The sequence below is a fragment of the Halarcobacter anaerophilus genome (genome assembly GCF_006459125.1).
Classification (GTDB): Bacteria; Campylobacterota; Campylobacteria; order Campylobacterales; family Arcobacteraceae; genus Halarcobacter; species Halarcobacter anaerophilus.
In genome coordinates this window covers 210,311-222,484 of sequence record NZ_CP041070.1, presented here as the reverse complement: position 1 = coordinate 222,484, position 12,174 = coordinate 210,311, and the positions used below count along the sequence as shown (strand labels likewise).

Genomic DNA, 12,174 nt, shown 5'->3' with positions numbered 1-12,174 from the left:
AAAAATTCTTTTTTTAGTAAAGCGGAATATTTTATCCAAATAAAAATTACGAAGAGGTTAAGTATAAAGTTTGGAATTTTTATAAAGTATTTACAAGAATTATTGACAAAAAAAATAATAATTGTTATAATCCACTATAATTTATTACTTTTTTACATAAGTAATAGATAAAAACTATTTAAAAGGACATAATGTGGCGAAAGAGTTAAAAGAAAAAAAAGTTGCAAAAATTGCAAAAAAAGCGGCAAAAAAAGTAGCAAAGAAAAAAGATGTTAAAAAAGTAGCTAAAAAAGTTACAAAAAAAGTTGTAAAACTAAAACTATCTAAACCTAAAAAAGCAAAAGCAGCGGCAAAAAAAGCGGCAAAAAAAGCTGCATAATTTATTTGTCGGAAGTAGTTTTTCTACTTTCGGCACCGATTTAAACACTATCTTCCCTAAAAAAATATAAATTTTAAAATTTTTCAAAAGCCCATAAATTCGCTCTTTGAAATAGTTTTATTACTAGTTAGTAGTATATAAAATTTTATTTACCCTTGACTTTTATTACTAATTAGTAATATAATTTCATCCAAGGAGTTAATATGAACAGAAAAAGTCTGATTAGTTACGGTAGAAAAACCGATAAAGCAATGAAAACTTGGGTACAAATTTCAAAAACCTATAATCGTTTCTTTACACAAGAACTTAAATATTTTTCTGAACATGATTTAACTTTTATTCAATTTAAAGTTTTGGAAGTTCTTTACCACAGAGGAGATTTAACAATCGGTGCAATTACTAAATTAACCCTTAGTACTCCCGGGAATATTACTGTTGTGGTAAAAAATTTAAAAAGAGACGGGTGGATTACTTCTATTGTTAATCCGGACGATAAAAGAGCAAATATTCTTTCAATTACGCAAAAAGGAAAAGATAAAATGCAATCACTTTTCCCTCAACACGCAAAAAATATCCATGATTATATGGATATATTAGATGAAGAAGAAATTGATACTCTTTATACTTTGTTGAGAAAAGTTTATAAAACATAAACTTTTTTTTAATTTATATTACTAATTAGTAACTACGGGAGAAAAACATGAAATTAATCAAAATAGGTGTAGCTTCACTTATAGCAGCAAGTGCACTTTACGCAGGAACGTATAATGTAGATGCAAGTCATTCAAATGTCGGATTTAAAGTAAAACATTTAATGATCTCAAATGTTAGAGGAAACTTTGACAATTTTAAAGGCTCTTTTGTTTATGACGAAAAAAGCGGAAAAATCGAATCGGTAGACGGTACAGTCGTTGTTGATTCAATTAATACAGACAATGTAAAAAGGGACGGTCACTTAAAATCGGCAGATTTTTTTGATGAAAAGAAATATCCTAATATCACTTTTAAAGTTAATAAAATAGAAAACAACAAAGCTTACGGTAAATTCACTATAAAAGGTGTTACAAAAGATGTTGTTTTTGATATTGAAAAAACAGGTGCAGTTACCGATCCTTGGGGAAATAAAAGAGTAGGTTTGGAAATTGAAGGTGAAATTAACAGAAAAGATTACGGACTTAACTGGAATAAAGCTCTTGAAGCAGGCGGTGTAGTAGTAGGTGAAGAAGTAAAAATCAATGTTGAACTAGAAGGTATTCTAGCGAAATAAAGGCAGAAAGATGTTACCGAGTTTATATATTTCACACGGTTCGCCGTATTTGATGTTGATGAAAAATGAAACAACGAAATTTTTAGAAGAGTTATCGTCAAAATTTGAAAAACCTAAATTCATCTTGGTAATATCAGCCCATTGGGTAACAAATAATTTAAAAATTTTATATAAACAAAACCCTTCATTGATTTATGATTTCTATAATTTTCCAAAAGAGTTATATGAACTAACTTATGATGCCGCCGGAAGTTTAGAAATGAGTGACAAAATAATAGAATTGTTAAACTCACATAATATTGAGATTGAAAAGGATATGAGTAGAAACGGGTTTGACCATGGTGTATGGCTACCTCTTAGATTTATGTATCCAAAAGCAGAGATACCTGTTATTCAACTTTCTCTGCCATATACAAACGTATCCGACTTATATAATATCGGCAACGCTTTGCAAGGTTTAAGAGAAGATACTCTTATTATTGCAAGCGGAGCCATGACTCATAATCTAAGAGATATATCATGGGAAGAGCCAAATGAGATAAAAAGATATGCAAAAGATTTTAGAGATTGGATGGTTGAAAAATTAGAAAACGGTAAATACCGACAACTTTTAAACTTCAGTCAAGAAGCTCCTTTTGTGCAACACAACCATCCGACTCTTGAACATTTATTACCTCTTTTTATAGCCTTGGGAAGCTCAAAATCAAAAATCGGCAAAAGTTTACATAATGTTTTTATGTATGGAAATCAATCAATGGATACAATAATATTTAAGGAGTAAATTATGGTATTAATTTTTGTATCAAGCTTAAATGAAAATGTAAAATTAGCAAATAAAATACAAATACAATTAAAAGAAAATAGTATAGAAAGTAAAATAGTAAATTTAGTAGAGATGAACCTTCCTATGTATGATACGAATAAAGAACAAAATGACGGTATTCCCCAAAAAGCTTTAGATTTGGGAGAAGAGATGAAAAGTGCTGCAGGATATGTTTTTGTAGCTCCTGAATATAACTTTAATGTTCCTCCTGTGTTAGTAAATATGATAGCTTGGGTTTCAAGAATAGGAGATGATTTCAGAGAACTGTTCTCTTCTAAAATAATTCAACTGGCAACCCACTCGGGAAGCAACGGAATTGATTTATTAAATTCAATGAGAAATCAGTTTACAAAATTGGGTTCTATTGTTATGCCAAGAGAGATTATAACTTCATATACTTCCGCTTTAAGAGAAGACAGTTCAAAAGAGATTTTAAAACAATTTACAACTTTTATAAAAGATAAATAATGTTAAAAAAAATCAACAAAGAGCAAATGGGTAAAGCAGACCACGGTTGGCTAAAGAGTAGATTCCATTTCTCTTTTGCTGATTATTTCAATGCAAACCGTATGAACTTCGGAGTTTTAAGAGTCTTAAACGATGATATAATCAAACCAAACACCGGCTTTGACACTCATCCCCACTCTAACATGGAAATTATCTCTTATATTGTAAAAGGAGAGATAAGCCATAAAGATTCAATGGAAAATCAAGAGAGTTTAAAAAGAGGAGAAGTTCAATATTTAAGTGCAGGAGACGGAATTTTTCACAGTGAATATAATCTTCATAAAAGCGAAGAGTTAAGACTTCTTCAAATTTGGATAATTCCTCCTAAAAAAGGCTTAGAAAAACTTTACGGCTCTTATCGTTTCAAAGAAGAAGAGAGAAAAAACAGACTTCTAAAAATAGTATCTTCCATAAAAGATAATGCAAAAGTAAAGATTTATCAAGATATAAATATATATGTAGCAGAATTTGATAAAAATATGAAAACATCTTTTAATATAGAAAAAAACAGACAAATATATTTTGTTCAGATTGAAGGTTCAAGTAGAATCAATAATATTGAACTAAATTTTGCGGAAGCTTTAGAGATTGTAGATGAAGAAGTTTTAGAAATTGAAGCTTTAGAAAAATCTCATTTTCTTTTTATTGAGATGAAAAAATCCTAATGTATTGAGTTTAGATAAACTCAACACATTTTTCACCTTTTGCTATTTCACCGATTACATAACCGTCCGTATTTGCTAAAACAGAATCAACATTTTTAGGATTTACGACTAAAATCATCCCTACACCCATATTAAACGTTCTGTACATCTCTTCGGTTTCAACGAATTGTCCCATATATTCAAAAATAGGAAGTACTTTTATTTTACTTCTATCTACAAGGGCTTTTAAGTTATCAGGAAGAACTCTTGGAAGATTTTCAGTAATTCCACCGCCTGTAATATGAGCTAATGCATTTATTTTATCTTTATTGGCTTTGAACTCTTTTACGTAAATTCTAGTAGGTTCAAGAAGTACATCTTTTAATAATTTACCGTCAAACTCATCTTCAAGAGTCATTCCCAGTTTTTCCAAAAGAAGTTTTCTAACAAGGGAAAAACCGTTTGAGTGGATACCCGAAGAGGGTAAAGCAATCAAAGTGTCACCCTCTTCTATTTTTTCAATTCTATTTAGTTCAGATTTTTCTGCAATACCTACACAAAAACCTGCCAAATCAAAATCACCCTCTTTGTACATTCCTGGCATTTCTGCCGTTTCACCGCCTACTAAAGCACACTGGCTTCTAATACAACCTTCAGCTATACCTTTTACAACATCGGTTGCTTCATCTACTTCAAGCTTTGCAGTTGCGTAATAATCCAAGAAAAATAGCGGTTCCCCAAAGTTACATAGAAGATCATTTGTACACATTGCCACTAAATCAATTCCAACAGTATCAAACTTTTTAGAATCAATTGCCAATTTTAATTTTGTTCCAACTCCGTCTGTTCCTGATAATAAAACAGGTTCTTTATAACCGGTCGGTAACTCAAAAGCACCTGCAAAAGATCCGATACCACCTAAAACTCCCGGGATTAGAGTTGATTTTACGTGGGGTTTAATATTTTCTACAAACTGATTTCCGGCATCAATATCTACACCGGCATCTTTGTAACTTACTGTTGACATTATTTTCCTTATTATTAATGAAATTGATACATTTTCTAAGCCTCATAAGTAAAATCTAACTTAATTTTTTTAGCTTCAATAATATATCTTTGTAATTTAAAAAACTTGTGGTATTATATCGAAATTTTTATAAAATAAGGACTTGAAGACAATGAAAGAAAATCAAGCTTTTAATGAAATGATGGTACATACGCCATTATGTACTCATAAAGAGCCCCAAAATGTTTCAATCGTGGGAACAGCTAGCCAAGGGCTTAAAAAAGAGGCTGCAAAGCATAATGGAAATATTGAATTTATAGATTTAGCAACTTTTAATGCAAAAAATGAAAAAGATGTCGATATAGTAATTTTAACGGATATAAACATAGATGAAATTGTTTTAGCAAATATTCGAAGAGTTTTGAAAGATGACGGGTTAATCACATTTTCAACTGAAAGTTTTCACAAAAATGAAGATAAATTAAAAGCAGATTTACAACTAGTCGGTCAAAGTTTCTGGATTGCAATGCCTTTTAGATTCGGTCATGAAACAGCAATTTTAGCTTCAAAAAAATATCATCCTACAGCAGATATAATTTTGCAAAGATCTGATTTATTAAACGATTTAGAGTATTATTCAACAGAGATTCATACAGCTTCGTTTGTATTTCCGGCAGCTCAACACAAAGCCTTGACAGGTATAGCAAAAAGATAAATATTATTAAAAAAATCTTAATAATAAAAAATAAATCATTATTTTAGTAAACTATCATTATGAATAATGATTTATTTAAATATGCAATTGCATTAACAGGTGGAATAGCAACAGGTAAAAGCACAGTTTGTAATCTACTCAAACTCCATGGCTTTCTGACGATTGATGCAGATAAAATAGCCCATAAACTACTTGATCAAAATAGTTCAAAGATCGCTTTAATGTTTGGAGACGAGTATGTAGAAGATGGTAAAGTTTTAAGAAAAAAACTAGGTAAAATCATCTTTTCAAATGAAGAAAACAAACTAAAACTTGAAGCTTTGCTTCACCCTTTGATAAAAGATGAGATAGAAAAAGAGTCAAGGGTTTTTGAGGAACAAAAAAAACCTTATTTTATAGATATTCCTCTTTTTTTTGAAAAGATGAATTATCCTATTTCTAAATCTCTTGTAGTCTATACTCCAAAAGAGATACAAATACAAAGGTTAATGCAAAGAGATAATATAACAGAAGAAGAAGCCCTTCTTAAGATATCAAATCAAATGGATATTGAAGAAAAAAAATCTATGGCAGATTTAATAATAGACAACTCTTCAAATTTAAAAAATTTACAAAATGAGGTTGAAAGAGTTATTAAGGAGATTTTATGACTTATGCGAAATATTCTGCAAGTGGAAACGACTTTGTGATTTTACACTGCTTTGTAGAAAAAGATTTTACACAAGAAGCAATAAAACTTTGCAATAGAACGGAAGGGATCGGAGCCGATGGATTCGTTGTTTTACTCCCTTCTAAAGAAGCAGATTTTAAATGGAAATTTTATAATAGCGACGGAAGTGCAGCTGCTATGTGCGGAAATGCAACAAGAGCAGTTGCCCACTATGCTTTTAATAATAATCTAGCTTCTTCAAAAATGAAATTCTTGACTGATGCGGGAATTATAGAATCTGAAGTTATGAATAATAACATAGTAAAAACACAAATGACCGAGCCAAAAGTTATAAAAGAGCAGTTTGAACAAGAGGGTTTTATTTGGTATTTAATTGATACTGGAGTACCTCATTTAGTAACTTTTGTCGACGATTTAGAAAAATATGACCATGAGTTATGTGCAAAAATGAGATATGAACATAATGCAAACGTAAATTTTGCAAAAATGCAAAACGGGAAAATAAAAGTCAGAACATATGAAAGAGGAGTAGAAGGAGAGACTCTTGCTTGCGGAACAGGAATGGTTGCTTGTTTTTTAAGAGCCCAAGATTTGAATTTGGTAAAAGATACTGCTCTTATTTATCCAAAAAGCAATGAAGAATTAACAGTTTCAAAAGTGGGAGAAAAAATCTATTTTCAAGGTGCGGTAAAAAAAGTTTTTACTGCAACAATAGAGTAAGCATATGAAATTTTTCATAAAAATTTTATTTCTCTCTTCTCTTGTCGGCGGTTCTGCTTTTGCAAGCATCGGTTTCCCTGATAAATATTATAAGATGTCTTCAAAGAAGGCTAAAGAGTTCTTTTTTAACTATTTTGAAAAAAGAATTGAAATTGAAAATATAAAAATCTTGGCAGACAGGCTTTTTGTAAAATCTTTATTAAACTCCCCTCTTCCTAAAAAAGACTCTTTAGAATACAAAAAACTTGAACTTTTGCAAAAGAAATACAAAGTTCAAAATATGTTCGATTATTCTAAGTTTTTAAGAAGAATAGATATAATTCCTCCTTCGATGGCTCTTGCCCAAGCAGCAACAGAGAGTGGCTGGGGGAAAAGCAGATTTTTTAAAAAAGCAAACAATATCTTCGGACACTGGACTTATAATCCGAAAATAGGAATGGTTCCTTTGGAAAGAAAAGAGGGAGCAAAACATTTAGTAAGGGTTTTTTCAACCCTTGAAGACTCAATTGCGGCTTATATGCTAAATTTAAACAGGACACCTGCTTATAAAAAGTTTAGAGATTTAAGAGAAAAAATGAGATCTACAAAAATATTTATAAATGGCTTGGTATTAAGTGCAACAATGACAAAATACTCAGGTATAGGTCATGATTACGTTAAAATATTGCAATCAATAATCAGAAAAAGCCAGTTAATAAATTATGATATAAAATTTTACGAAAAAATTAAAAATTTAGATTAAGAGAGGTTAAAAATGAAATTTACAGCACCACTTAAATCTAACTCAACAAAAATTATGCTTTTAGGAAGCGGAGAGTTAGGAAAAGAAGTAATAATAGAAGCACAAAGATTAGGAATCGAAACAGTTGCGGTAGATTCGTATAACAACGCACCTGCTCAACTTGTAGCAAATAAAGCTTATACAATAAATATGAAAAACAAAGATGAAGTTTTAGATGTGATAAGAAGAGAAAAACCTACATATATACTGCCTGAAGTTGAAGCCATCAGTATTCAAGCACTATTTGATGCAGAAAACGAAGGTTTTCACGTAATTCCTAATGCAGAAGCTGTAAATAAAACAATGAATAGAAAAAATATAAGAGAGTTTGCAGCAGAGAGATTAAATCTTCCTACAAGCGATTATAGATTTGTTACTACTTTCGAAGGTTTGGAAGAAGCAGCTAAAGAGATTGGATACCCTTGCGTAATTAAACCCGTAATGAGTTCATCGGGACATGGGCAAAGTATTGCAAGAAACAGCTCAAATCTGGTAGAATCTTGGGAATTGGCAAAAGAAGCAAGAGGAGATGCTAGTGAACTAATAGTTGAAGAGTTTATCACTTTTGATTATGAAATTACAATGCTAACGGCAAGAAATGAAAACCAAACAGTATTTTGTGAGCCAATAGGACATATTCAAAAAAACGGTGACTATGTATTTTCATGGCAACCTATGGAAATGAGTGAAGAAGCAAAACAAAAAGCTCAAGAAATTGCAAAAACGGTAACCGACGGTTTAGGCGGAAGAGGTATTTTCGGAGTTGAACTATTTATAAAAGGGGATGAAGTCTATTTTAGTGAAGTTAGTCCAAGACCTCATGATACGGGAATGGTTACTATGATTACCCAATCTCAAAGTGAGTTTGCACTTCATGTAAGAGCGGTACTTGGATTACCTTTAGATTATATTGACTACGGATGCGGAGCTAGTGCGGCATATAAAGCACAAGAAGATACTTTTACTCCTACAATAGATATAGAAGATAGTGCTTTTACAAAAAACAGTTTTGTAAGAGTTTTCGGGAAACCTCAGTCTCATGAAGGCAGAAGAATGGCAGTAGCTTTGGTATTTGACAAAGATTCAAGCCAAAATGCTTTGGATAAATCAAAAGAGATTATCTCAAAATTTACCGATTGTTAATTATGAAAAAAAATCTTTTACTACTTATTCTTACGGTATTTTTATTCAGCGGATGTTTTTCATTCTCTTCTTTAAACCCTTTTTCCGATTCAGAAGAAAAAGAGGATTTAAATAAAACAGCAATAGAGATACCCGAAGAAGCACCTCAATGGTTAAAAGACGAAAAAGAGAAAGATGCTCTTTTTGCTATTGGAGTTACAAAAAACGTAAATATAGATAATATAAAATTCTATCAGCAAAAAGCATTAATAAATGCAGGACACAATTTAACAAGAAAAATTTTTATAAAAACAGTATTGATATACAAAGCTTATTTAGAAAAAGCTCCTGAAAATAAAGTTTTTGAAAATGATATAAAAGAGGCGGCAAAACAAGTTGCCCTAAAATCTCTTGATTTGGCAAAGGTAAAAGGTTTTTGGGAAAATTCAAATAAAAAACTTTTTGCAAGAATTAAAGTAGATACGAAAATTGTTGCAGAACAAATTCAATTAAACAGCAAAAAACTTTTTAAAGTTGACGTAAAACTATATGAAAGTATACTTTCAAACAGAGCAGAAGCTGAACTTATAAAAAAACTAGAAGAGAAAGAAGAGGGTTTCTTAGACTTTTTTTAAGCCGTAGAAAAAATGATTAAGCGTATCTTCTACGATATTGGAAGTATCGTATTTTTTAAATAGATAACTTTCAATATAACCGTCGGAGAGCTTTTTAAAAAGCATAGGAAGATGAATATGATTTATACTTCCGTCATTGAATATCACTTTAAACTGCTCTTGTAAAAACTCATAAAGTTTTATAACCACAGGGTGATTTGCAACATCTAATTTATGAAAAAAGAAAGGATCGTTTGTAATAGGTTCATCTTTACTCTCATCAATATGTATAAAAATTTCATATTTGTATTTTAAATAGAGTCTTAGATTTTCCATAGGATCATCGCCTTTATTTTCATTGAGTTTATTTAAAAAATTTTCAAATTTCAGCAATAGATATTCTAAATAGAGTTCATCTTTTGAATTAAAAAGATTATAAATCGTACCTATTGAAGTCTCTAAAATAACAGCTAGTTCGGAAATCTTAAAATTTTTATACCCTTTTGAATCTATATATTTGACAATCTCTTTTAAATATAATTCTTTTTTTATTTTATTTATTTTTTTTGTAATTTTTCGTTTCAAGACCAGACTTTTTATTTTTATTATATTTATTTTTTATTTAAAATATATTTGGAATATAATTTATTATTTTGAACTTAATTCACTATTAATTTAATTTTCAATAAACTACGCTATTCCAAACTCATTGGAGTTTTATGCAAATCAAAATATTAAAAGATATCAAAACAGAGTCTCTTCTAATATATGTTAGAAGCGTATTAGAAGATTTAACTAATCAATTAGAGAATAACAAGTATAAAATAGACTTAAAAAATCCCGAAATCAGTGCAGAAATTAAAAAAAACATCTACTTTTTGCATAACAATTTAGAGAAGTCTGTCTTAACCCAAAAAGAACTTGCCCGCAAACTTATCTCAACAAAAGACGAAAAAAACAGATATAAAGCCCTCGCTTTTTATTATAATACCCTTTTACAAGAGATACAAGCCTCTTTAAAAGAGGGAAATCATTGGATTCCCGAACATATAGTTTTTTCACTGCTTTGTGAATGGGTTATTGAAGAAGAGAAGCCAATTTCAAGTTTTACTTTTTTAAATGATGTTGATTATATAAAACTGCTCTCATTTTATGAAGAACCCAAATCCACAAAAGAGTATAGAAAAAATCTTTTAAAAATGTATAAAATATCTAGTTCAATGATAGAAAAATTAAAAGATTCAAAGTTTAAAAATAATAAACCTAAAAAAAGTAAAGTGAAATGATTTATAAAAATATTTTTGCGGGGATTACAGTAGGGATTATAGCACTTCCTTTATCTATGGCTTTGGCAATTGCAGTAGGTGTTCCGCCGCAAAACGGACTTTATACGGCAATTATTGCAGGAATAATAGCCTCTATTTTCGGAAGCAGCAAAGTTAATATTTCAGGTCCTACGGCAGCTTTTGTCGTAATTTTAATTCCTATAGTTCAAGAATTCGGCTTAGCGGGACTTTTAATTTGCGGATTGGGTTCGGGTTTTATTCTTATTTTAATAGGTCTGTTTAAATTCGGGAAATTAATAGAATTAATACCTTATCCAGTAACTGTCGGTTTTACCACGGGAATTGCGGTAGTAATTGCAATTTTTCAGATAAAAGATTTTTTTGGCTTAAAAATTGAAAAATTCGACGGTCATTTTCATGAAAAAGTTTTAACTCTTTTTAATTCTTTTCATACCATAAGTTTTAGTGAAACGATAATAGGTCTTTTAACACTTTTTATCCTTATTTCTTGGTCAAAAACAAAAAGTAAAATTCCTCCTGCACTTATTGCTTTATCAATTTGTACTGTTTTGGTTTATATTTTAAACAATAATTACGGTTTTGATATTTCAACAATCAAATCAACTTTTTCTTATGATATAAACGGTTTAAAAGGAGAAGGTATTCCTCCTATTGCTTTACAGTTTTCTCTTCCTTGGGAAAATATAAATTTTGACCTTTTTAATTTAGATACTGTTTATAAACTTCTTCCTCACAGTGTAGCTATTGCTATTTTAGGAGCTTTAGAATCTTTGCTTTGTGCTGTTATAACAGACGGTATGACAAAAAACAATACTAATCCGAATAAAGAGCTTATAGGACAAGGGTTGGCAAATATTGCCGTTCCTTTTTTCGGAGGAATTCCTGCAACTGCAGCAATTGCAAGAAGTGCGGCAAATATAAGATCAGGAGCAACAGGTAAATTATCATCAATTGTTCATGCAATCTTCGTATTACTCTCAATTTTACTGTTTGCTCCTTATTTATCATATCTTCCAATGGCATCTTTATCTGCTCTGCTTTTAGTTGTGGCATGGAATATGTCTGAGATTAAACACTTTATAAATATAATAAAAATAGCGCCTAGACATGATATTTACGTACTTTTAACCTGCTTTATATTAACAGTATTCTTAGATATGCAAATAGCTATCGGAGTGGGTATGGGATTAGCTTCAATTCTTTTTATTAAAAGAACTATTGATTTATATTCAATTGATCTTTTAAATGATAGTTATAACTCTATAGATTTGACAATTCCCCAAAATGTCTCCGTATATAGTATAAACGGACCAATGTTTTTTGGTGCGGCACAAAGCGCTCTTAGAACTCTTGTTTCTACAAATAACGATATAGACACGCTTATAATAGATATGAAAAATGTTCCTATGATAGATATGACGGGCTTGGTTGCTTTTAATTCAATTATTCAAAACCTTTTGGATAATGAAAAAAAATTAATTGTATGCGGATTAAACGATAGAATAAAAAGAAAATTTGAGAAAGCAAAAATAGTGTTTGACAATAAAAATATCTATAACTTTAAAGATATAAATAGTGCCATTGAGCATTTAAATATAATAAAAGAATAATATAAAAAA

The 12,174-nt window shown here is 30.2% G+C and carries 16 protein-coding genes; 14 read left to right on the top strand and 2 right to left on the bottom strand.

Features of this window, described 5'->3' with window-relative positions:
• Window positions 1-193: 193 nt before the first annotated feature.
• From AANAER_RS01145 to AANAER_RS01120, 6 genes are all read left to right on the top strand, one after another.
• A complete protein-coding gene (locus AANAER_RS01145; protein WP_129081420.1) occupies window positions 194-379 on the top strand; it encodes a hypothetical protein in 186 nt (61 codons plus the stop codon).
• Window positions 380-582: 203 nt separating this feature from the next.
• A complete protein-coding gene (locus AANAER_RS01140; protein ID WP_129081419.1) occupies window positions 583-1,032 on the top strand; it encodes a MarR family winged helix-turn-helix transcriptional regulator in 450 nt (149 codons plus the stop codon).
• Window positions 1,033-1,079: 47 nt separating this feature from the next.
• On the top strand, window positions 1,080-1,646 hold the full coding sequence (locus AANAER_RS01135; protein WP_129081418.1) for a YceI family protein: 567 nt from the start codon (window positions 1,080-1,082) through the stop codon (window positions 1,644-1,646).
• Between the two features lie 10 nt (window positions 1,647-1,656).
• Complete coding sequence (locus tag AANAER_RS01130) at window positions 1,657-2,427, top strand: DODA-type extradiol aromatic ring-opening family dioxygenase (protein ID WP_129081417.1); 771 nt, start codon at window positions 1,657-1,659, stop codon at window positions 2,425-2,427.
• Window positions 2,428-2,430: 3 nt separating this feature from the next.
• Complete coding sequence (locus AANAER_RS01125; RefSeq protein ID WP_129081416.1) at window positions 2,431-2,937, top strand: NAD(P)H-dependent oxidoreductase; 507 nt, start codon at window positions 2,431-2,433, stop codon at window positions 2,935-2,937.
• The gene (locus tag AANAER_RS01120) at window positions 2,937-3,641 is read left to right on the top strand and encodes a pirin family protein (RefSeq protein ID WP_129081415.1); all 705 of its coding nucleotides are present in this window, start codon (window positions 2,937-2,939) and stop codon (window positions 3,639-3,641) included. The genes AANAER_RS01125 and AANAER_RS01120 overlap by 1 nt, the downstream gene beginning before the upstream one ends.
• 10 nt (window positions 3,642-3,651) lie before the next feature.
• Here the strand turns inward: AANAER_RS01120 and purM are convergent, their stop codons facing one another.
• A complete protein-coding gene (purM, locus tag AANAER_RS01115; RefSeq protein ID WP_129081414.1) occupies window positions 3,652-4,647 on the bottom strand; it encodes a phosphoribosylformylglycinamidine cyclo-ligase in 996 nt (331 codons plus the stop codon).
• A gap of 151 nt (window positions 4,648-4,798) precedes the next feature.
• On the opposite strand from purM, the gene AANAER_RS01110 reads away from it, so the two are divergent.
• The 6 genes from AANAER_RS01110 to AANAER_RS01085 are packed head-to-tail and all read left to right on the top strand — an operon-like array spanning window position 4,799 to window position 9,269.
• Window positions 4,799-5,341: a spermine/spermidine synthase domain-containing protein gene (locus AANAER_RS01110; RefSeq protein ID WP_129081413.1), complete on the top strand. Its 543-nt coding sequence runs from the start codon at window positions 4,799-4,801 to the stop codon at window positions 5,339-5,341.
• A 59-nt stretch (window positions 5,342-5,400) separates the two neighbouring features.
• Window positions 5,401-5,991, top strand: a complete 591-nt coding sequence (gene coaE, locus AANAER_RS01105) for a dephospho-CoA kinase (protein WP_129081412.1) — start codon at window positions 5,401-5,403, stop codon at window positions 5,989-5,991.
• Window positions 5,988-6,731, top strand: a complete 744-nt coding sequence (gene dapF, locus AANAER_RS01100; protein ID WP_129081411.1) for a diaminopimelate epimerase — start codon at window positions 5,988-5,990, stop codon at window positions 6,729-6,731. Before coaE ends, dapF begins: the two co-directional genes overlap by 4 nt.
• Window positions 6,732-6,735: 4 nt before the next feature.
• Window positions 6,736-7,473: a glucosaminidase domain-containing protein gene (locus tag AANAER_RS01095; RefSeq protein WP_129081410.1), complete on the top strand. Its 738-nt coding sequence runs from the start codon at window positions 6,736-6,738 to the stop codon at window positions 7,471-7,473.
• Window positions 7,474-7,485: 12 nt separating this feature from the next.
• Window positions 7,486-8,655 (top strand): formate-dependent phosphoribosylglycinamide formyltransferase, encoded by a 1,170-nt coding sequence (gene purT, locus AANAER_RS01090; RefSeq protein ID WP_129081409.1) that lies wholly within the window; start codon window positions 7,486-7,488, stop codon window positions 8,653-8,655.
• Window positions 8,656-8,657: 2 nt separating this feature from the next.
• Window positions 8,658-9,269: a hypothetical protein gene (locus AANAER_RS01085; RefSeq protein ID WP_129081408.1), complete on the top strand. Its 612-nt coding sequence runs from the start codon at window positions 8,658-8,660 to the stop codon at window positions 9,267-9,269.
• Here AANAER_RS01085 and AANAER_RS01080 read toward each other — a convergent pair.
• Window positions 9,255-9,833, bottom strand: a complete 579-nt coding sequence (locus AANAER_RS01080; RefSeq protein ID WP_164969324.1) for a TetR family transcriptional regulator — start codon at window positions 9,831-9,833, stop codon at window positions 9,255-9,257. The two genes, AANAER_RS01085 and AANAER_RS01080, sit on opposite strands and share 15 nt — an antisense overlap.
• Before the next feature lie 134 nt (window positions 9,834-9,967).
• Between AANAER_RS01080 and AANAER_RS01075 the strand changes: the two genes are divergently transcribed.
• Together AANAER_RS01075 and dauA are read left to right on the top strand one after the other, a co-directional pair.
• Window positions 9,968-10,534 (top strand): hypothetical protein, encoded by a 567-nt coding sequence (locus tag AANAER_RS01075; protein ID WP_129081406.1) that lies wholly within the window; start codon window positions 9,968-9,970, stop codon window positions 10,532-10,534.
• Window positions 10,531-12,165: a C4-dicarboxylic acid transporter DauA gene (gene dauA / locus AANAER_RS01070; RefSeq protein WP_228711128.1), complete on the top strand. Its 1,635-nt coding sequence runs from the start codon at window positions 10,531-10,533 to the stop codon at window positions 12,163-12,165. Before AANAER_RS01075 ends, dauA begins: the two co-directional genes overlap by 4 nt.
• Window positions 12,166-12,174 lie beyond the last annotated feature (9 nt).

What these genes read in the sequence shown, in the direction of transcription:
- AANAER_RS01110 (WP_129081413.1), top strand. Translation starts at nt 4,799, where the DNA reads ATGAAAGAAAATCAAGCTTTTAATGAAATGATGGTACATACGCCATTA.
- AANAER_RS01140 (WP_129081419.1), top strand. Translation starts at nt 583, where the DNA reads ATGAACAGAAAAAGTCTGATTAGTTACGGTAGAAAAACCGATAAAGCA.
- purM (WP_129081414.1), bottom strand. Translation starts at nt 4,647, where the DNA reads ATGTCAACAGTAAGTTACAAAGATGCCGGTGTAGATATTGATGCCGGA.
- AANAER_RS01135 (WP_129081418.1), top strand. Translation starts at nt 1,080, where the DNA reads ATGAAATTAATCAAAATAGGTGTAGCTTCACTTATAGCAGCAAGTGCA.
- AANAER_RS01125 (WP_129081416.1), top strand. Translation starts at nt 2,431, where the DNA reads ATGGTATTAATTTTTGTATCAAGCTTAAATGAAAATGTAAAATTAGCA.
- dapF (WP_129081411.1), top strand. Translation starts at nt 5,988, where the DNA reads ATGACTTATGCGAAATATTCTGCAAGTGGAAACGACTTTGTGATTTTA.
- AANAER_RS01130 (WP_129081417.1), top strand. Translation starts at nt 1,657, where the DNA reads ATGTTACCGAGTTTATATATTTCACACGGTTCGCCGTATTTGATGTTG.
- AANAER_RS01075 (WP_129081406.1), top strand. Translation starts at nt 9,968, where the DNA reads ATGCAAATCAAAATATTAAAAGATATCAAAACAGAGTCTCTTCTAATA.
- AANAER_RS01120 (WP_129081415.1), top strand. Translation starts at nt 2,937, where the DNA reads ATGTTAAAAAAAATCAACAAAGAGCAAATGGGTAAAGCAGACCACGGT.
- coaE (WP_129081412.1), top strand. Translation starts at nt 5,401, where the DNA reads ATGAATAATGATTTATTTAAATATGCAATTGCATTAACAGGTGGAATA.
- purT (WP_129081409.1), top strand. Translation starts at nt 7,486, where the DNA reads ATGAAATTTACAGCACCACTTAAATCTAACTCAACAAAAATTATGCTT.
- AANAER_RS01095 (WP_129081410.1), top strand. Translation starts at nt 6,736, where the DNA reads ATGAAATTTTTCATAAAAATTTTATTTCTCTCTTCTCTTGTCGGCGGT.
- AANAER_RS01085 (WP_129081408.1), top strand. Translation starts at nt 8,658, where the DNA reads ATGAAAAAAAATCTTTTACTACTTATTCTTACGGTATTTTTATTCAGC.
- dauA (WP_228711128.1), top strand. Translation starts at nt 10,531, where the DNA reads ATGATTTATAAAAATATTTTTGCGGGGATTACAGTAGGGATTATAGCA.